Origin of the sequence: Microbacterium sp. CH1, assembly GCF_001595495.1 — a bacterium.
Classification (GTDB): Bacteria; Actinomycetota; Actinomycetes; order Actinomycetales; family Microbacteriaceae; genus Microbacterium.
On record NZ_LOSO01000011.1, the window covers coordinates 236,479 to 255,565 of the forward strand.

Sequence of the window (19,087 nt, forward strand, 5' to 3'; positions counted from 1 at the left end):
CGATAGTCGCTACCTCGTACCAGGCTGACACCGGCGTCAGGATCATGTAAGCCGTGATGAGCAGTAGCGCGGTCGCGCCGAAAAGGGGGCGTGCCGAGCCCGTGGACGGAACGACGACGCTGATTCCGATCAGTCAGACCCGTGCGGTGCGCGTGTTCTCGAACGAGGTGTTCACCGCTGACGAGGCCGCGGTCATCTTCTACACGTACTACCTCACCGACGCCGTCGCTCAGCCGTACGTCCTCCGCGAGCTCGACCTCAGCCAGGAGCTGTCGGAGGAACGATGAGAGTCGCCGTCCGTCACGACGCGATAGCCGACACGGTCGCGCGTCTCGCCCTCACCGTCCGGCAGTTCCAGGAGCAGCTCGACGCCCTCGACGCGGAGGCCGCTCGACTGCGATCCTCATGGTCCGGTGAGGCCCAGGCCGCATACGACCGCGCCCACCACGACTGGGACACCGCCATCCGCGGCATGAAGGCCGCCCTCGCCGAAGCCAACCGCCGACTCATCACCGCCAACGCCATCTCCATGGAAACCGCCAGCACCGCCGCCGCGCTCTGGCGGTAGCGCGGCTGATGCTGTCGACGGTGCCGATCGATCGGCAACCGTAATTGCGCGGCTATGCGCAGAGGCGGGGGCTACTCGTTCGAAGGGTCTGGCTCACCGCTGGCGTCCGGGGACGTGTTCGCTGGGTATGCGATGGCGTTCATTTGCGTCTGAAGTAGGTCACGGGCATCGGGAGCGCGGAGGTCTCGTTTCGCGTATGACTGCTCGGTGACCCGCGACTTGCTGTGCCCAAGGATCATCGCCGCTGCGTCAAGTCCGAGCGTTCGAGCGACTTGTGTTGCGACGGTTTTCCGAAGGGCGTGCGGGACGAAGGTGTCGGGCAGTCCGCTGTGCTTTCTTACTTGGCGCAGTGCGCGGTGGACGTCTTGGGGCCCGTTGGGTGCGCCTGTACGCGTGTGGAACAGGAACTCGCTGCCCGTTCGGTTTTCGATGGTTCGTCGGAGGATGATGGCGACGGCGTAGTCGGGAAGGGGGAGTTCTCGGCGGCCGGCTTCCGTCTTCGGGAACGGTTCCCACCGTTTCGGACCGCCCTTCTCCTTGATGGCGCCGTTGACGGTGCAGTACGGGACATCGCCTTCGAGGTGGATGTCCTTCCCGAAGCGAAGGCCAAGGACCTCGCTGATTCGTTCGCCGGTGGCGAGGATCAGATCGATGCAGTCGAGGAGAAGCATGCTCGGAGCGGGCCCGGGGCGACTGTCGTCATTCATGTAGGCGAGCGTCGCTTCCCTCAGGGTGCGTAGCTCGTCTACCTCTGGCGCGAAGATCGTCCTTCGCGGTCGACGGAGACTCCTGACGGATGCTGCCGGGTTCTGTCCGGTGATGTAGCCGAGGTTTACGGCATGAGCCAGGATCTGGGTGAGAAGGGCCTTCACGTTCCGGGCGAGCGGCGCGTGGTCCGCGGCGAGTTTCGTGTAGTGGTGGAACACCATCGGGGCGGTGATATCGCTGACGTAGGTGTCGCCGAAGGCTGGCAGCAGATGACGGCGAAGGATACGGAGGTGTTCCGCGTGGGTGCCTCGAGCCTTCAGGTGATCGGGGATCTTGAGCTCCTCAAACGCGATCCACTCTGTGGCGAGGGTCGAGAACGTGACGCTGCTCGCAGCTGCGGGGGAGTGTGACGCCGCGATGAGGGCGGGCAGCTTGAGTTTGAGCTTGCGTTCAACGCCCACCTTCGTCGTGGCCTGCGCTGTTGTCTCGCCGCGTCGGCCTTCGTAAGTTCGGAAGCTGACGCGTCCGACGAACTTGCCGTCCGAGGTCTGCTTGATGCGTATCTGCCCCCAGGATCCTGGGGTCATCTCTGGTCTGCCCATAGTCGTATTGCGGACTGCTACGAGGCCGGTGACCAGTGGTGGCGGTCGAGGCTATCCATCCACTCGCGGATCTCAGTGCGTGAGTAGCGCAGGTGTTTGCCGAACTTCATCGGCCGGGGGCCGATCTCCTTGAAGTTCCACTGGTAGAGGGTGCTGACGGGGATTTGCGCCCAGGTCGCGAGCTCCTTGATGGTGAGCACGTCGGGGAGGTCGTCGAGGTTCCGCCCGGTGAGAGGGTTCGTGTCGGTGGCCGAGTGTGTCGTCATGCTCACTACATGCGCGGCGCCTCGGCTCTAGCGCGCACGTGGGCTCTCGTTGCTTTTCGTCCGAGATGGTTAGAACTCGTCGAAAAACGTAAGTAAGTCGTGAGCGGCCTCGAAACGGTGCTCCTCAGAAACGCAAAAACCCCTGGATCACCAGGGGTTTTTCGTGGACCTGAGGGGACTCGAACCCCTGACCCCCTGCATGCCATGCAGGTGCGCTACCAGCTGCGCCACAGGCCCAGACGCTGCTCCGGAGTGCTCCGGGCAACGTGAAAACACTACTACACGAATCCGCATCCGCACCAATCCGGACGGGCCGCCCGGGCGCGTCGGGGCTCGAGGAACATCCGGAGGAGCGACGGCGTTCGATCCATCGTGAGCACTCTCGACAGCATCGTGATCGGCGCCGGCCAGGCCGGGCTGTCCGCGTCGTTCCACCTGCGCCGCCGCGGGATCGAGCACGTCGTCCTGGATGCCGATGCTCGGGCAGGGGGAGCCTGGCAGCACCGGTGGGATGCCCTCACGATGCGCGACGTGCACGGGGTCGCCGAGCTTCCGGGAGACACCGCGCCGCCGCGGGACGGGCGTCGGGCCAACATCGCGGTGCCGGAGTACTTCGCCGCGTATGAGAAGGCCCATGATCTTCCGGTGCTGCGGCCGGTGCACGTCCGCCGGGTCCATGGCGACGCCGGGGTCCTGGTCGTCGAGGCCGACGAGGGGGAGTGGCGCACCCGCACCCTCGTCAACGCGACGGGCACCTGGACGCAACCCTTCATCCCGCACTATCCGGGGATGGAGACGTTCCTCGGGGAGCAGTTCCACACCGTCGACTACCCGGGCCCGGAGCACTTCCGCGGCAAGCGGGTGCTGGTCGTCGGCGGCGGTGCGTCCGCCGTGCAGTTCCTCGGTGCCCTCGCCCCTCTCACCGAGACCCTGTGGGTCACCCGACGCCCGCCCGTCTGGCGCGACGACGACTTCACGCCGGAGGCCGGTGCCGCCGCCGTCGCGCTCGTCGAGAAGCGGGTGGCGGCCGGGCTGCCCCCGGAGAGCGTGGTCAGTGTCACGGGTCTCATGCTGCGCCCCCAGGAACGGGAAGCGGAGCGCCTCGGCGCGTATGCCGACCGTCGCCCGCTCTTCCAACGCATCGAACCCGGCGGCGTGCGCTGGGCCGACGGATCGTTCGAGCGGGTGGACGTGATCCTGTGGGCGACGGGGTTCCGGCCGGCCATCGGCCACCTCGCCCCGCTCCACCTGCGCAGTGCCGCGGGTGGGATCCAGCTCGACCGCGGCGGCCGCGGTACGACGGCGGTGGCCGACCCCCGGGTGCAGCTCGTCGGGTACGGCCCCTCCGCGAGCACCATCGGCGCGAACAGGGCGGGGCGGGCCGCTGCGGCCGGTGTCGTCCGGGCGCTCGCGAAGACGGGAGCCGTGGTCTCGTCCTGACCGTTTCGTCGTCCGGCGCGTCCTGTGGATACGCTGGGAGGCATGCTGCGCATCATCCTGACCGTCGTCTGGCTGCTGCTCTCCGCGTGGCTCGTGGTGTGGGTGGGGGAAGGCCTGTTCGGCGTGAACCAGCGGGAGTCGATCCTCCCCTTCGCGAGCGGTGACGGCCTGGGCGGACCGATCGTGATCGGCGTCGCTTGGGGCCTGCTGCTCACCTTCGGCGGATCGATGTCGGGTCTGGCGCGGCGCAAGAAGGTCCGCGGACCGACGCAGATCGGCGTCGGCACCGTCGTCGAGATGTCGCGCACCGGCGTGACCGTGAACGACGTGCCCCAGTACGACCTGTTCATCCGGGTCAGCCCCAGCGTCGGCGACGACTTCATCGGACAGCTGCGCATGCTGCTCGACGCCGGTGACGTCGGAGCGCTGCAGGTGGGGCAGCCCGTCCCGGTCCGCTACAACGTCGACGACCCCGACACGGTCGAGCTCGCCGACCTCAGCGACCCGAGCGTCCGAGAGGCGATGCTGCAGTGGCGCATCGACCGGGGCCTCATCGACCCGTCCCAGGTCCGCGCGCGTACGACGGGGACCCAGGTGCCCGCGTCCGTCGTCGAGGTGCGTCCGACCGGACGGCGCCGTGAGGGGCAGAGCGAGCTCGCGCTGAAGGTGCTCGTGGCCCCCGAGGGAGCAGAGCCGTGGGAGGCCGACACCACCGTGTTCGTCTACCCGCAGGCCGTGTCGCGCCTGCAGGTCGGGGCACCGATCTGGGCGTTCTACCGGCGGGAGGACCCGCACACGGTCGCCGTCACCATCGAGAAGGAGGCGGCACGATGAACCCCCTCGACGCGCTGATGTGGCTCGTGAACTTCCCCGCCGCGCACGGCTATGCGATGGTCTTCATCGCGGCGTTCTCGATCCTCGGGCTGTTCGCGGTCTCCGCGCGAGGCACGACCGGAGGCGGCTCGCTGCGGGCTGTCCGTGAGCGGGAAGGCCTTGTTCCGGCGGGCACGCGATCCAGGGGGAACATCGGCGGCTCCGTGGTCCGCGTGTTCTTCCGGGTGCTGGCCTTCGTGATGCTCGGTTCCCTCATCATCGGGATCCTGAGCCTGACCGGTGTCCCGGTGACCCGCGCGTACATCTTCGAGAACGGTCGTCCCACCACGGGTACGGTCGACGGGGACTGGGTGACGTTCACGGCGGCCGACGGCACCGAGTACACGCTGGAGAGCGACTTCTTCACCCCCGCCGTGTACCCGGACCGTGACGCGTGGATCCCGACCGGGACGCCCGTCGTCGTGCGGTACCTCCCCTCGCATCCGCAGGCCTTCGTCATCGACACTTCGCAGACCCCGGGCTGACGTCAGTCGAGGCGCGTAGGGTGAAGACATGTCGCGCATCCTCGTCTTCGGCGGTCACGGCCGCATCGCCCTGCTGCTCGCCCCGCTCCTCGTCGCCCGCGGTCACGAGGTCACCGGGGTGATCCGGAACCCCGATCACGTGACGGAGGTGGAGGACGGCGGCGCGATCGCGCTCGTCGCCGACATCGAGACCATGGACGTCGACGCCCTCACCGAGATCCTCCGCGGACACGATGCCGTGGTGTGGTCGGCGGGTGCCGGAGGCGGGAGCCCGGAGCGTACGTACGCGGTCGACCGCGACGCGGCGGAGCGGACCATGGACGCGGCGGAGCGCGCGGGCGTGCGACGCTACGTCATGGTGTCGTGGATCGGCTCCACGGCCGATCACGGCGTGCCGGAGGGGGACTCCTTCTTCCCGTACGCCGACGCGAAGTGGGCCGCAGACGAGCACTTGCGCGCTTCCGACCTCGACGGGACGATCCTCGGCCCCGGCACGCTGACCTTCGATGACCCGACCGGTCGCATCCGCATCGATCCGGAGGGGCGCGGCGAGGTCTCCCGCGCCGACGTCGCGGCGGTGATCGTCGCGACCCTGGAGGACCCGGGCACGATCGGGCGCACGATCCGCTTCGGCAACGGCGACGAGGAGACCTCGGTGCCGATCGTCGAGGCGCTCGCGCGCTGAGGGCGATGAAGCGGAGTCGGTCACTCGGGCGCCGGGCACGGCGAGGTGCCGGCGCCGCGCTCGTCCTGGTCGCCCTTGCCGGTGGCGCCTCGCTGTCGGCCGTCGCGCAGTCCAGCGCCGAGTCCGCTGAGGCGGTATCGGTGCAGGCCGCAGAGCCCGGCGCGGTCCGAGAGCAGGCCGCCGCTCTCGTCGCGGACATGAGCACCGCGGAGCAGGCGTCATCCATCGTGATGGGACATATCGGCGGGACCGATCCGGCGGCGCTGCGTGCCTACATGCAGTCGGGGCTCGGCGGATTCATCCTCATGGGCGGGAACATCCCGGCCACGGAGGAAGAGCTCCGCACACTGACGGCGGCGCTGACCGTCGACCTCGCCCTCCCGCCGTTGATCGCCGTGGACCAGGAGGGCGGCATCGTCTCGCGCCTGCCCTGGGACACCTTCCCGGCGTCGACGACCCTGAAGAGCCGTCCGGTCGCCGAGACCTCGGCAGCCTTCGCGGCCCGCGGCGCGCTCGTCGCCCGCGCGGGGATCACCGTCGACTTCGGCACGGTCGCCGATGTCCCTGCCGACCCCGGCTCGTTCATCTTCGGGCGGGCCCTCGGCACCGATCCAAAGAGTGCCGCCGACCGCACCGTGGCGGCGACCACGGCCCAGGAGCACTTCGTCGCGTCCACGCTCAAGCACTTCCCCGGGCACGGAGCGGCGCCGGGCGACTCCCATCACGTGATCCCGAGCACCGGCATGACGAAGGCCGCCTGGCGTGAGACGGACGCCGTCCCGTTCGCCGCCGGTATCGACGCCGGTGCCTCGGTGCTCATGTACGGCCATCTCGTGTACACCGCCGTGGACTCCCGACCGGCGTCGCTCTCCGCGGAGTGGCATCGCATCGCGCGGGAGGAGCTCGGCTTCGACGGCGTGGCCGTGACGGACGACCTCGGCATGCTGCTGTCCTCGGGGGACCCGGCGTACGCCGACCCGGTCGCGAACGGTGTCGCCGCAGTCGCGGCCGGCAACGACCTCGTGCTCATGATCGCGGGGTCCACCGCCCAGACCGCGACCGACATGGCCGCGGGGATTACCGCGGCGGTCGACGCCGGGACGCTGCCCGCCGAGCGTCTGGAGGACGCGGCGACCCGGGTGCTCACCCTGCGTCTGCAGCTCGCCGCAGCGTCGTCGTCGTGGGCCGTCTGCGGGGACTGCGCCGCCGGCTGACGCTCAGGCGGCGGCGCGCTCGTCCGGGCCGAGCCAGGCGGTGAGGAGGGAGGCGCGGAGGGCGGCGCCACGGTCCGCGAAACCACGCTGGCGCCGGACGTACTCGGCCTTGCCCTCCGGCGTCTCGATGCGTACCGGTTCGACGTCCCACGCCGACAGGTCGTACGGGGCGGCCTGCATGTCGAGCAGCCGGATGTCGCGCGCCAGCTCGAACGCGTCCAGCAGCAGCTCTCCGGGAACGAGCGGGCCGAGCTTCATCGCCCACTTGTACAGGTCCATGCCGGCGTGCAGGCAGCCGGGCTGTTCGAGGAGGGGCTGATCCTCTCTCGTCAACGCCGCCCGGTTGCGAGGCACCGCCTCCGGAGTGAAGAACCGGAAGGCGTCGAAGTGCGTGCAGCGGAGATCGTGTGACTCCACCACGGCATCCGTGCCCGCCTGCCCCAGCCGGAGGGGGACGGCATGCCGATGCTCTGCGGCGCGGTAGACCATCGCCCATTCGTGCAGACCGAAGCAGCCGAACTGCCCGGGACGGGAACCCGTGCGGCGCAGCATGAGGGCGACGAGGCGAGCGAGCTCGGGCTTCTCGGCGGCGAAGCGCTCGGCATCCGGCGTCACGCCGTCGGGGGTGACCCCGGGGGCGTACCAGCGCCATGCCACCCGCTCGGACGCGTCCGCCAGCTCCACACCCGCTCCGGGGTGCCAGCGGCGCAGCTGCGCGGGCTTGTAGCCGTAGTAGGTGAAGAGGAAGTCCCACACCGGGTGCTTCTCGCCGCGCGCCACACGGTCTCGGTGCGAGGCGGTCAGCGCGTCGGCTCGTTCCCGATGCGCGTCCTCGCGCCGAAGCCAGTCGTCACGGGTGAGGATCATGTCAGTGCAGGATGCCGGCGTCGCCGAGCTGGTCGCGCAGGCCCGCGCCGTCCTCGGCGCTCACCCACGGCACCTCGTCCGCGTCATGGGATTCCATCTCGGCACGGCCGCCGGCGAGCACCGCCTCGGCAGGCAGCAGCCGCCGGATCGCGACACCCGCGACCGAATCCGGGTGCTCCTCCTGGAACTGCGTGTAGATCGCCTCGTCATGCTGACCGTCGTCGCCGATCAGGAGCCACTTGACGTCGGGGAACTCGGTGGCCAGTCGCCGGAGGTTCGTGAGCTTGTGGTCGCGCCCGCTGCGGAACCAGCGATCGTGCGTGGGGCCCCAGTCGGTCAGCAGCAGCGAGCCGGCGGGGAAGAGGTGACGACCGAGGAACCGCGACAGCGTGGGGGCGACGTTCCAGGCGCCGGTGGAGAGGTAGACCATCGGAGCCCCCGGGTGCTGCCGGAGCAGCTGGTCGAGCAGCACGGCCATCCCCGGGACCGGGATGCGGGCGTGCTCGTCGACGACGAACGAGTTCCAGAAGGCGATGAAGGGCCGGGGGAGCGCCGTGACCATGACCGTGTCGTCGACGTCGGAGACGACGCCGAACCGGGTGCTCTCCGCGACGACGAAGGCCCGCGCCTCGATCGGCTCCTGTCCCTCGACGGTGATCGTGAAGGTCTGCCAGCCGGGTTCGAGGTCGGCGCGGATGACGGTGTCGATGACGCCGCCGCGGTCGGCGACCACCCGATGCGTGCTGTCGCCGACATGCACGTCGACCGAGGCGAAACCCACGGGGATGCCGACGAAGCTGCGCCAGCCGCGGATGCTCGCCGGTTCCCCGTCGCGGCCTCGGCGCTGCGGCGGGACGATCAGCACGCGACCGAGAACACGGACCCACCCGGGGCCGCCGTAGCCTGGGAAGGGCAGCACGGTGGCGCTCCGGCCGCGGCGGCGCGCTCGTCCCTCGCGCCACACGTGCAGGCGGTGCTCGAGACGGGCGAACCAGTGGATCCTGGGCGCCGGGGGTGCGGGGGCCATTGCCTCAGTCTTTCACGTCGGCGTCGGACTCCGCCGCCGGGGCCTCCAGATGACGAGCTTCGAGACGGTGCAGCAGCCGCTTGCCCAGGTAGGCGAGCACGAGGAACAGGGCGATGACTCCGACGAACAGGTAGCCCGCGAAGTGCACGCGGTCGACGAGCTCGCGGAAGCTCCCGGCCGCCAGCGAGGTGACGCTCACGTACGCCGAGGCCCAGATGATGCAGGCCGGGGTCGTCCAGGCCAGGAAGCGCCGATAGGGGTACTCGCTCATCCCCACCGTGAGGGGGACGAGGGAATGGAGGACCGGGAGGAAGCGGGAGAGGAAGATGGCGATGCCGCCGCGTCGGGCCAGGTAGTTCTCCGCGCGCACCCAGTTGTGCTCGCCGATCCGCCGTCCGAGCCAGGAGGCACGGATGTAGGGGCCCAGCCAGCGGCCGAGCCAGAAGCCGATGCTCTCGCCGATGAGGGCGCCGACGACGACGGCCACGCCCATCGCGATGCCCTCGAGGGGAGTGGCGACGCCCATCGAGGCGATGATGACGATCGTGTCGCCGGGGACGATGAGGCCGATGAGGATGCTCGTCTCCAGCATGACGGCGAGACCTGCGACCAGCGTGCGCGTGACCGGATCGATCGACTGCACGGTGTCGAGGAGCCAGAGCAGGAGGTCGTCCACCCCATGAGGATACGGGAGCAGCCGGGTCCTAGGCTGGAAAGGTGCCCGACCGCCTGACTCCCCGAGCCCTGCCGTCCTGGGTGGCGCCGGAGCGGCTTTTCGCGGTGCTCGCGCAGCGGCACGCGGACGTGTTCTGGCTCGATGCGGGCGCTGACGCCGCCGAGGGATGGAGCTTCCTCGGCACCGGGGTGGCGGAGCCGCTTCCGGAGGACGTGCGCCTGGATGCCGGGTCCGTCGAGGCCGGGATGCCGCCGTTCCGCGGGGGATGGGTGGGCTGGCGTGATTACGAGAGCGGAGCCGCCCGCGCGGGAGCTCCGGTCGCCACCGAGCCGGAGCCGGAAGCCCGGACGTGGCTGCGCGTGACCACGGCCGTAGCGGTCGATCACGCCGCGCACCGCCTGTGGTTGCTGGCCGCGGAGGAGGAGAGCGGTGAGGGGGAGCGCTGGCTGCAGTCCGTTCTGCGCGACGCCGGCTCCGAGGCGCCGACGCCGCGGGTGCTGGAGGACCGACACGTCGCCGAGGCCCGCCACACTCCCGCCGCGTACGAGCAGCTCATCGACCGCTGCCGCGACCTCATCCACGCCGGGATCGCCTACCAGCTCTGCCTCACGACGCGGTTCACCGTGCCCGGGGTCCACGACCCCGTCGCGGTGTACGGGCGGCTCCGGGCGGCGACGCCGGCGCACCACGGGGGATTCCTGCGCATCGGGGGACGTGCGCTCCTCAGTGCCAGCCCTGAGCAGTTCCTCCACGCCGGCGGTGGCGTCATCCGCACCCGTCCCATCAAGGGCACGCGTCCTCGGGGCGCCGATGCCGCGACCGATGCCGCGCTCGCCGCAGAACTCGCCGCGGATCCGAAGGAGCGGGCCGAGAACGTCATGATCGTCGACCTCATGCGCAACGACCTCTCCCGGGTCTGCGTTCCGGGGTCGATCCGCGTCGAAGGCCTCTGGGAAGTCGAGACCTATCCGGCCGTGCATCAACTCGTGAGCACGGTCAGCGGCACGGCCGCGGAGGGGATCACGGTCGGGGCGCTGCTGGAGGCGGCGTTCCCCGCCGGAAGCATGACCGGAGCACCGAAGCTGTCGGCGATGACGCAGCTGCACGACCTCGAGGGCGCCCCTCGCGGCGTCTACGCCGGCTGCTTCGGCTACATCGGCGTCGACGGTGCTCTCGATCTCGCGATGGTCATCCGCAGCATCGTCGTGGACGAGGAGGCGGCGTTCGTCGGCGCCGGTGGCGGGATCACGTGGGGATCGGTGCCCGCGGCCGAGGTGCGTGAGGTCGCCACGAAGGCCCGCGCCCCGCTCGCGGCGCTGGGCGCGGAAATGCCCGCCACCTGGCGTTCCGATATCCTGAACTGATCCCGTTTTTCCCTTCAGATTGGTCGTGCGTTCGTTGTCCGAGAACATGTCCACCGCTCCCGTCGACGAGGAGTTCTCCTCGCCGCACGCCATCCAGGCCAAGTGGCAGAAGTACTGGGCGGAGCACGAGACGTTCCTCACGGGCGGAGACGACGACACCCGGCCGCGGCGCTATGTGCTGGCCATGTTCCCGTACCCCTCCGGCGACCTGCATATGGGGCACGCGGAGAACTACCTCTACTCCGACATCGTCGCCCGCTTCTGGCGTCACCGGGGCCACAACGTCTTGAACCCGATCGGGTGGGACTCCTTCGGGCTGCCGGCGGAGAACGCCGCGATCCGCCAGGGTGCTGACCCGCGCGAGTGGACGTACCAGAACATCGCGCAGCAGAAGGTGGGCTTCCAGCAGTACGGCGTCTCCTTCGACTGGAGCCGGGTGCTGCACACGTCCGACCCCGAGTACTACCGCTGGAACCAGTGGCTGTTCCTGAAGATGTACGAGCGGGGCCTGGCGTACCGGAAGAAGAGCCCGGTCAACTGGTGCCCGAACGACCAGACCGTGCTGGCCAACGAGCAGGTCGTGGACGGGCGCTGCGAGCGCTGCGGCTACGAGGTCGTCAAGAAGAAGCTCACCCAGTGGTACTTCCGCATCACCGACTACGCGGACCGCCTGCTGGACGACCTGAACCAGCTCGAGGGGTTCTGGCCGCACAAGGTGCTGCAGATGCAGCGCAACTGGATCGGCCGCTCCGTCGGCGCCGACGTCGACTTCCGCATCGAGGGGCGCGAGGAGCCGGTGACGGTGTTCTCGACGCGCCCCGACACCCTGCACGGTGCGACGTTCTTCGTCGTGGCGCCCGACGGCGACCTGGCCGCCGAGATCGCCGCGGAGGCCGAGCCCGAGGTGCGCGAGCGCTTCCAGGCCTACCTGGCCGAGGTGCAGAAGACCACCGACATCGATCGGCAGTCCACCGACCGTCCCAAGACGGGCGTGTTCCTGGGCCGCTACGCGATCAACCCGGTCAACGGCGAGAAGCTGCCGATCTGGGCGGCCGACTACGTGCTGGCCGACTACGGGCACGGCGCCGTCATGGCGGTCCCGGCGCACGACCAGCGCGACCTCGACTTCGCACGCGCGTTCGACCTGCCGGTCAAGGTCGTCGTCGACACCACCGCCCCGGTCACCGGTGCCATGCCGGTCATCGAGGTGGACGAGGACGGCGTCCCGATCGATGCGGACGCCGCGCTCGACGAGCAGAACCCGGCGAAGACCGGCGTCGCGCTCACCGGCGAGGGGCGCATGATCAACTCCGGTCCGCTGAACGGACTGTCGAAGCGCAACGCTATCGCGCGCGCCATCGAGCAGCTGGAGGCCACGGGGACGGGTCGGGCGGCGAAGAACTACCGCCTGCGCGACTGGCTGATCTCGCGTCAGCGGTTCTGGGGGACCCCGATCCCGATGCTCCACACCGAGGACGGCCGTATCGTCCCGGTGCCGGAGGACCGGCTGCCGGTCAAGCTGCCGAGCGTCGAGGGCCTCGACCTCAAGCCGAAGGGGACGTCCCCGCTGGGCGGCGCCGAGAGCTGGGTGCGGACGACTGACCCGGAGACCGGCGACCCGGTGCTGCGCGATCCGGACACGATGGACACCTTCGTCGACAGCTCCTGGTACTTCCTCCGGTTCCTGTCGCCGAACAGCGACACGGTGGCGTTCGACCCCGCCCAGGCGGCGCGCTGGGCCCCGGTGGACTCGTACATCGGCGGTGTCGAGCACGCGATCCTGCACCTGCTGTACGCACGCTTCATCACGAAGGTGCTCTTCGACATGGGGCTGATCGACTTCACCGAGCCGTTCTCCAACCTGATCAACCAGGGCATGGTGCTGCTCGACGGACAGAAGATGTCGAAGAGCAAGGGCAATCTGGTGCTGTTCCAGGAGGAGCTCGACGCCCACGGTGCCGACGCGCTCCGCGTCGGTCTGGCCTTCGCCGGTCCGGTGGAGGACGACAAGGACTGGGCGGACGTGTCGACCACCGGTGCGCAGAAGTTCCTCGCGCGCGCCCTGCGGATCGCGCACGAGGTCGCCAGCCCCGTCGACGTCGTCTTCGACGGAGGCGACGCGGCGCTGCGCCGTGCGACGCATAAGCTGCTCGCCGAGGCGCCCGCGCTGGTCGAGCAGACGAAGTTCAACGTGCTCGTCGCCCGTCTGATGGAGCTCGTCAACGTGACCCGCAAGACGATCGACGGCGCTGCCGGTGCTGCCGACCCCGCCGTCCGTGAGGCGGCGGAGACCATCGCCGTCATGCTCGACCTCATCGCCCCGCACACCGCGGAGGAGATGTGGGAGATCCTGGGACACGAGCCGTCCGTCGGACTCGTGTCGTGGCGCTCCGCCGATCCGGCGCTGCTCGTCGAGGACACCGTCACCGCGGTCGTGCAGATCGGCGGCAAGGTGCGCGCGCAGCTCGAGGTGCCGGCACGCATCGGCGAGGCCGAGCTCGAGGCGCTGGCGCGAGCCGATGAGCGGGTCATCCGGTCGATCGGCGATCGCGAGATCGTCAAGGTCGTCGTGCGAGCCCCGAAGATCGTCAGCATCGTCGTCAAGGGCTGAGCCACGGGGGTGCTCCGCGGTTCCGTGGACCCGGACGCGAAGGGATGATGTCGCGTTCACGTCGCGACCGGGAACGGCTGTCCTCCACGACGAGTCCCTTCTGAGTGTCTTTCCACGGGCACTGGCTTCGGGGGCGGGAAGGGGCGGAGCGGGCGCATAGTGTGACCGGATGACCTCGTCCCCGCCTCCACCTCCTCCGCCTCGTCGGGGGCTCCGCCTCGGCCTCGGTGCGGCGGTCGTGCTGGCGATCGTCGCGCTCTCCACGGCCGTCGGCCTCGGGCTGGTGCGCGGCCAACCGTCGTCCGTCGATGCGGTCCCGCTCGCGGAGAGCTCGGCGTCGGTCGAGCCCGAGCCCGCGCCCGCGGAGATCTACGTGCATGTGCTCGGGGCGGTCGAGCGCCCGGGCCTGTACGTCCTGCGCGCCGACTCCCGGGTCGTCGACGCTCTCGCGGCCGCGGGCGGGTCGACGGATGCCGCCGACCTCGCGGGGGTCAACCTCGCCCGACGGGTCGAGGACGGGGAGCAGATCCTCGTGCCGGTCGTGGGTGCCGTCGCCGACCCCTCGTCCGGGCCTCCCGGCGACGGTACCGTCGATCTCAACACGGCGGATCAGACGGCTCTGGAACAGCTTCCGGGAATCGGGCCGGCGCTGGCCGAGCGCATCGTCGCGTGGCGCGAGGAGAATGGTCGCTTCCGCACGGTGGACGACCTCCTGGCGGTACCGGGGATCGGGGAGAAGGTCTTGGAGGGGCTGCGAGACGGGGTGCGCGTGTGAGCAGTTCCTCTCGCTGGGGATCGCAGGTCGGCGGCGGTGGTCGCGGCGGGCGGAGCGGGCGTCGGCGCGACTCTAGCTTGATCGGATGCAGGAGCTGCCGCGTTCGTCCCCGGGCTCCGAGCGGGGGATCGGCGTGACGCGTGATCTGCGCCTGCTCCCGGTGGCGGTCGGTGCCTGGGGTGTGGCCCTGGTCTGCGTGTTCATGCCGGGAGCGGCGGGGTGGGTGGCGGGTGGATGCCTGGCGGCCGCGGGGATCATCGGCGCCGCGCTCGCGATCCGGCGCCGCGCAGTCGCGACGATCGGGGGACTGGCCATCGTGGTTCTCGCGACGGCGGCGGCCGTGGCGTTCACCGTGTTCGCACAGTCCGCGGACCGTGACGCCGTGCACGCGTGGGGAGGCAGAGCCGTCGAAGCGGTCGGTGAAGTCTCGTCGTCGGCGTCCGTGGGACGCGATGGGCGTCTGTGGATGGACGTGCAGCTGCGGGGCATCGGTGCGCCCGGGGCCGTGGCGCCGGCGGTCGGTCCAGTGCGCATCGGCATCGAGGAAGCGGAGGGGTTCGTCCTCGGTGCGCAGGTTCGGGTGACCGGAGAGAGTGCGGAAACGGATGCGGGGGAGCGGGCGGCCCTCGTCGTCTTCGTCACCGCGGGAGCGGTGGAACGGTCTGCACCGGGCGTCTTCGGATTCGCTGCTGACCTCCGCCGGTCGTTCGTCGAGCGCGCCACCCGACTCCCGGAGCCCGGTGCGGGCCTCCTTCCCGGGCTGGCCGTGGGCGACACGACCGCTGTGCCTGCCGCAGTCGACGCCGACATGCGCACGAGCGGCCTCAGCCACCTCACCGCCGTATCCGGGGCGAACTGCGCGATCGTCGTCGCTGCGGTCTTCGGGATCGTCGCGTTGTGCGGAGGGGCACGGGCGTTGCGGGTCGTTCTCGCTATCGTGGCGCTGGCCGCCTTCGTGGTGCTCGTGACGCCCGAGCCGAGCGTCATCCGGGCCGCCACGATGGCCGCCGCGGGCATGCTGTCGATCCTCGTCGGGCGTCCGAGCGCTGGGGCCGGCATCTTGGCCCTATGCGTGGCCGCTCTCCTCATCGTTGATCCCTGGCTCGCATCGACGCCGGGATTCGCGCTGTCCGCCGTGGCCTCCGGGGCACTCATCCTCCTCGCCCCGGCGCTGGCGAACGGCATCGCGCGCTGGCTGCCCCGTCCGCTCGCCCTCGCGATCGCGGTGCCTCTGGCGGCGCAGCTCGCGTGCGCGCCCGTGATCGCGCTGTTCGCGGAGCAGCAGTCGCTCGTCTCGGTCGTCGCGAACCTCCTCGCCGAGCCGGCCGCGCCGCTCGCGACGGTGATCGGGCTGCTTGCGTGTCTGACCGCCGCTCTTCCGCTTCTCGCCGATCTGCTCGCCGCGTCCGCCTGGCTGCCGTCGGCGTGGATCGCGACGGTCGCGCATGTCACCGCGGGGCTCCCGGGCGCGCAGGTGCTGTTGCCGGCGGGCGTCGTCAGCGCTGTTCTGGTCGCGGCGGTGAGCGCCGCGATCGCGGTCGTCTGCTGTTGCGGACGCCCTCGCCAGCGCGCCGCGCCGGCGGCTCAGGAGGCAGAGCCGGCTCGTCAGAGGCGGGCTCACATTGCCGGCCGCCTGGTCCCCATCGTCCGCGGCGCGGCGGCCGCCCTCCTCATCGTCCTCGCGGCTGTCGGAGCCTCCCGTGCGCTGATCGACGGGCCGCTCGCCGCGCTGCGGACGCCACAGGATTGGGCGGTCGCCGTCTGCGCTGTGGGCCAAGGAGACGCCCTCCTCGTCCGTTCCGACGACGCGATCGCCCTCATCGACACCGGTCCGGACCCGGGGGCGCTCGACGCCTGCCTCCGCTCGCTGAGCGTCGATCGCATCGACCTGCTCGTGCTCACGCATTTCGACGCGGACCACGTCGGGGGTGCGGCCGTGCTCGAAGGGCGAGTGGGCACGGTGCTGCACGGACCACCCGCCGACGATGCCGATGCGCGCGTGCTCGACGGCCTGGCGCGGGCAGGCGCAGCCCTCCGCGCGGTTGGAGGCGGAGACCGGGGTACTCTCGGCGGAGCATCGTGGCGGGTGCTCTGGCCGCTGAAGGACAGCGTCGCCTTCCCGCCGGGCAACGATGCGAGCGTCGTCACTGAGTTCGCCGGGGGAGGAGTGCCGCGGGCCCTGTTCCTCGGCGATCTCTCCGCGGCCCCGCAACGCGCGCTGCTGCGCCGCACACCGCTGACGGGGTACGACGTGGTGAAGGTCGCCCATCACGGGAGCGCTGATCAGGAGTCCGCTCTGTACGAGGCTCTGCATCCGAGCGCGGCGCTCATCACGGTCGGCGCGGGGAACGACTACGGACACCCGCGTCGGGAGACCCTGGAGATGCTGTCGGCTCTCGGCGCCCACGTGTACCGCACCGACCGCAACGGTCGCACGCTGCTCGGCATCCAGGACCATGCCCTCCGCGTCTGGACCGACGTCGCGCCACCCTGAGTGTCATCCACGAGGCAACACACCTGGCTTGTGACTTCGAACGGCTCCCGGCGTGCGCCGGGAGCGGTTCGGTGTCGTGCTCAGTGGGTCACTGCAGCGTGAACGTTGCGCGTCCGATCTCGGTCATGCCGAGGTCGTTAGAGGCGACAAGCTCCACCGGAGTGGTCTCGTCGTCCAGCTCGTAGGCAACAGCGTTGGCGACAGTGCCGCCCTTCTTGATGTCCTGCAGCTGGGAGTCGAGGAACTGCTCGTCCGGGAGCATTCCGACGCCGAGCTCGTTGACGGCGTTCGGGTCATTGTCTTGGATCGCGGTGAACGTGCCGATCCACGCCATGGACGGATCGATCGTGTCATCGGAGTTGTTCGTGACTTCGTACCAGAACGCGATGACGGGCTTCTGGCCATACTCGTTGCCCGGTTCGCCGACGGCGATCTTCTTCGTGTCGGTGATCGTGATCGTGTACTCGGGCAGGGTGAGGACGTTGTCGGCAAACGATGCATCGGTGGTCGTCTCCGACTCGTCCGCGGTGTCATCGCTCGACACCGCAGTGGTCGTCTGAGGCTTCGTCTCGGCCGCAGGTGCCGAACAGCTGCTGAGCAGGAGTGCCGTGGTCACCAGAGCGAGCACAGCAAAGTTGTTTTTTGACAGGCGCATCAGCGCGTCCCCCAAGCGTGAGTGTGATCGCTGACGCGACGTCAGCAATCTCACGCTAGTGGCGGATGGACGCGTGAGAGATCGCCAGATGAGCGGGCCGGGCGATCGTTATCAGCACGTCATCATTTGGGGCGCATCGTCTCCGGCTCAACCTCGGGCGGAACACGATTCGAGGTGGCGCAAGTCCCCGGGTCTGGACCGACGTCGCGCCGCCCTGAGTCGGTGTCCGATGCCGCCGGTAGGCTGGTCCCATGGCAGCTTCCCGTCCTCCCTCCCGCGGCGGCGCGAAGGCCACGAAGATCCCGCAGGTGTCGTGGCGGGAGCCGCATCCCGCGCCGCTGGTGCTCGTCTCGGGCCCGGAGGAGGTCTGCGCCGAGCGCGCGATCGCCGGGGTGCGCGACTACCTCCGTGCGGAGGATCCGGCGCTCGAGGTCAGCGACGTGCGTGCCGACGACTACGCGCCCGGCACGCTGCTCTCCCTGACCTCGCCGTCGCTGTTCGGAGAGCCGCGCCTGGTCCGCGTGTCCGGCGTGGAGAAGTGCTCTGACGCGTTCCTCCAGGAGGCCATCGGGTACCTGGAGAACCCGCAGGAGGGGGCCACGGTCGTGCTCCGCCATACGGGCGCCAGCGTCCGCGGGAAGAAGCTCCTCGATGCGCTGCGCGCGGGGACGGGTGGCGGGATCGAGATCGCGTGCCCCGCCATCAAGCGCGACGGCGACCGGGTCGACTTCGCGGCGGGGGAGTTCAAGGCGGCCAAGAAACGCATCGCTCCGCCGGCACTCCGAGCGCTCGTCTCGGCCTTCGCCGACGACCTCACCGAGCTCGCCGCCGCCTGTCAGCAGCTCATCGGCGACGTCGAGGGCGACATCACCGAAGAGGTCGTCACGAAGTACTACGGCGGCCGGGTCGAGGTGTCGGCATTCGTCGTCGCCGACACCGCCATCGCGGGTCGCTACGGCGAGGCTCTCGTGGCGCTCCGTCATGCCCTGTCCTCCGGCGCGGACCCGGTGCCGATGGTCGCCGCGTTCGCGATGAAGCTGCGCACGATGGCGCGCGTCGCCGGCAACCGTGAGCCCAGCAGGCAGCTCGCCCAGCGCCTCGGGATGAAGGACTGGCAGGTCGACCGCGCGCGTCGCGACCTGGCGGGCTGGAACGAGCGCTCCCTGGGGATGGCGATCCAGGCGACCGCGCGCGCCGACGCCGAGGTCAAGGGCGCGGCGCGCGACCCCATCTTCGCGCTCGAGCGCATGGTGACGGTCATCGCCACCCGTGAGCCGTTCGGGGGCTAGGGCTCCCGCCTCCCGGGAAAGCAGAAAGCCCGCCTCACGAGGAGACGGGCTTTCCGGAAGTCGGAAGCTCAGAGAGCCGAGACCTGCTTGGCGATCGCCGACTTGCGGTTCGATGCCTGGTTCTTGTGCAGGACACCCTTGCTGACGGCCTTGTCGAGCTTGACCGAGGCCTTCTTCAGGCTCTTCTCGGCGGCGGCCTTGTCGCCGGCGGCGACGGCCTCGCGGGTCTGGCGGACGAGAGTCTTCAGCTCGCTCTTCACGGCCTTGTTGCGCTCGTGAGCCTTCTCGTTGGTCTTGTTGCGCTTGATCTGCGACTTGATGTTTGCCACGTGTGGACGCTTTCTGTACAGGAGTGATTCGGAGTGCCGGCAGCAGAAGAGGGCTGCTGCACGGCGGTCGTGAGGGAAGAACCCACACGCAAGCCAAGAGTCGAGTCTACCAGTACCGGGCGGGATCGTGCGAAACGACGCCACTCGGGCGAGACGCCG

19 protein-coding genes and 1 tRNA gene are annotated in these 19,087 nt (G+C 70.0%); 12 read left to right on the forward strand and 8 right to left on the reverse strand.

What is annotated here, in order from left to right; all coding sequences use genetic code 11:
* The first annotated feature begins 101 nt into the window (after window positions 1–101).
* Window positions 102–287, forward strand: a complete 186-nt coding sequence (locus AUV07_RS04450) for a hypothetical protein (RefSeq protein ID WP_062634211.1) — start codon at window positions 102–104, stop codon at window positions 285–287.
* Window positions 284–568 carry a WXG100 family type VII secretion target gene (locus tag AUV07_RS04455; protein ID WP_062634213.1) on the forward strand — a complete coding sequence of 95 codons (285 nt, stop codon included), beginning with the start codon at window positions 284–286 and terminating at the stop codon, window positions 566–568. Before AUV07_RS04450 ends, AUV07_RS04455 begins: the two co-directional genes overlap by 4 nt.
* Window positions 569–639: 71 nt before the next feature.
* Here the strand turns inward: AUV07_RS04455 and AUV07_RS04460 are convergent, their stop codons facing one another.
* The 3 genes from AUV07_RS04460 to AUV07_RS04470 all read right to left on the reverse strand — a co-directional run bounded on the left by AUV07_RS04460 (window position 640) and on the right by AUV07_RS04470 (window position 2,381).
* Window positions 640–1,878, reverse strand: a complete 1,239-nt coding sequence (locus tag AUV07_RS04460) for a tyrosine-type recombinase/integrase (RefSeq protein ID WP_082802851.1) — start codon at window positions 1,876–1,878, stop codon at window positions 640–642.
* Between the two features lie 17 nt (window positions 1,879–1,895).
* Entirely contained in the window at window positions 1,896–2,144 is a 249-nt protein-coding gene (locus tag AUV07_RS04465) for a helix-turn-helix domain-containing protein (protein WP_062634216.1), read from the reverse strand.
* A gap of 164 nt (window positions 2,145–2,308) precedes the next feature.
* Window positions 2,309–2,381: transfer RNA gene (locus tag AUV07_RS04470), tRNA-Ala, on the reverse strand.
* Window positions 2,382–2,516: 135 nt separating this feature from the next.
* Here AUV07_RS04470 and AUV07_RS04475 point away from each other — a divergent pair.
* From AUV07_RS04475 to AUV07_RS04495, 5 genes are read left to right on the forward strand one after another with little or no spacing between them, the layout of a single operon-like run.
* Complete coding sequence (locus tag AUV07_RS04475; RefSeq protein WP_062634218.1) at window positions 2,517–3,584, forward strand: flavin-containing monooxygenase; 1,068 nt, start codon at window positions 2,517–2,519, stop codon at window positions 3,582–3,584.
* A gap of 42 nt (window positions 3,585–3,626) precedes the next feature.
* Window positions 3,627–4,418, forward strand: coding sequence for a hypothetical protein (locus AUV07_RS04480; RefSeq protein ID WP_062634220.1), 792 nt, complete (start codon window positions 3,627–3,629; stop codon window positions 4,416–4,418).
* Window positions 4,415–4,942 (forward strand): hypothetical protein, encoded by a 528-nt coding sequence (locus AUV07_RS04485; RefSeq protein WP_062634222.1) that lies wholly within the window; start codon window positions 4,415–4,417, stop codon window positions 4,940–4,942. Before AUV07_RS04480 ends, AUV07_RS04485 begins: the two co-directional genes overlap by 4 nt.
* 28 nt (window positions 4,943–4,970) lie before the next feature.
* Window positions 4,971–5,627 (forward strand): SDR family oxidoreductase, encoded by a 657-nt coding sequence (locus AUV07_RS04490; protein WP_062634224.1) that lies wholly within the window; start codon window positions 4,971–4,973, stop codon window positions 5,625–5,627.
* Between the two features lie 5 nt (window positions 5,628–5,632).
* Window positions 5,633–6,841 carry a glycoside hydrolase family 3 N-terminal domain-containing protein gene (locus AUV07_RS04495; protein WP_062634226.1) on the forward strand — a complete coding sequence of 403 codons (1,209 nt, stop codon included), beginning with the start codon at window positions 5,633–5,635 and terminating at the stop codon, window positions 6,839–6,841.
* Window positions 6,842–6,844: 3 nt separating this feature from the next.
* On the opposite strand, the gene AUV07_RS04500 is transcribed toward AUV07_RS04495, so the two are convergent.
* Genes AUV07_RS04500 through AUV07_RS04510 form a run of 3 tightly spaced genes read right to left on the reverse strand, consistent with a single transcriptional unit; the run spans window position 6,845 to window position 9,411 of the window.
* Window positions 6,845–7,708: a hypothetical protein gene (locus AUV07_RS04500; RefSeq protein ID WP_062634228.1), complete on the reverse strand. Its 864-nt coding sequence runs from the start codon at window positions 7,706–7,708 to the stop codon at window positions 6,845–6,847.
* A 1-nt stretch (window position 7,709) separates the two neighbouring features.
* On the reverse strand, window positions 7,710–8,735 hold the full coding sequence (locus tag AUV07_RS04505) for an App1 family protein (RefSeq protein WP_062634229.1): 1,026 nt from the start codon (window positions 8,733–8,735) through the stop codon (window positions 7,710–7,712).
* Window positions 8,736–8,739: 4 nt separating this feature from the next.
* Entirely contained in the window at window positions 8,740–9,411 is a 672-nt protein-coding gene (locus AUV07_RS04510; protein ID WP_025104953.1) for a DedA family protein, read from the reverse strand.
* A gap of 41 nt (window positions 9,412–9,452) precedes the next feature.
* Between AUV07_RS04510 and AUV07_RS04515 the strand changes: the two genes are divergently transcribed.
* From AUV07_RS04515 to AUV07_RS04530, 4 genes are all read left to right on the forward strand, one after another.
* The gene (locus tag AUV07_RS04515; protein ID WP_062634231.1) at window positions 9,453–10,775 is read left to right on the forward strand and encodes an anthranilate synthase component I family protein; all 1,323 of its coding nucleotides are present in this window, start codon (window positions 9,453–9,455) and stop codon (window positions 10,773–10,775) included.
* A 46-nt stretch (window positions 10,776–10,821) separates the two neighbouring features.
* The gene (leuS, locus tag AUV07_RS04520) at window positions 10,822–13,386 is read left to right on the forward strand and encodes a leucine--tRNA ligase (protein ID WP_102209531.1); all 2,565 of its coding nucleotides are present in this window, start codon (window positions 10,822–10,824) and stop codon (window positions 13,384–13,386) included.
* A 169-nt stretch (window positions 13,387–13,555) separates the two neighbouring features.
* Entirely contained in the window at window positions 13,556–14,161 is a 606-nt protein-coding gene (locus tag AUV07_RS04525; protein ID WP_062634235.1) for a ComEA family DNA-binding protein, read from the forward strand.
* Window positions 14,162–14,246: 85 nt separating this feature from the next.
* Window positions 14,247–16,655 carry a ComEC/Rec2 family competence protein gene (locus AUV07_RS04530; protein WP_082802852.1) on the forward strand — a complete coding sequence of 803 codons (2,409 nt, stop codon included), beginning with the start codon at window positions 14,247–14,249 and terminating at the stop codon, window positions 16,653–16,655.
* 88 nt (window positions 16,656–16,743) lie between these two features.
* Here AUV07_RS04530 and AUV07_RS04535 read toward each other — a convergent pair whose 3' ends face one another.
* Entirely contained in the window at window positions 16,744–17,310 is a 567-nt protein-coding gene (locus tag AUV07_RS04535; RefSeq protein WP_082802853.1) for a DUF5067 domain-containing protein, read from the reverse strand.
* 251 nt (window positions 17,311–17,561) lie between these two features.
* Between AUV07_RS04535 and holA the strand changes: the two genes are divergently transcribed.
* Window positions 17,562–18,599: a DNA polymerase III subunit delta gene (holA, locus tag AUV07_RS04540; protein WP_025103705.1), complete on the forward strand. Its 1,038-nt coding sequence runs from the start codon at window positions 17,562–17,564 to the stop codon at window positions 18,597–18,599.
* Window positions 18,600–18,667: 68 nt separating this feature from the next.
* Here the strand turns inward: holA and rpsT are convergent, their stop codons facing one another.
* Window positions 18,668–18,928, reverse strand: a complete 261-nt coding sequence (gene rpsT, locus AUV07_RS04545; protein WP_025103704.1) for a 30S ribosomal protein S20 — start codon at window positions 18,926–18,928, stop codon at window positions 18,668–18,670.
* Window positions 18,929–19,087 lie beyond the last annotated feature (159 nt).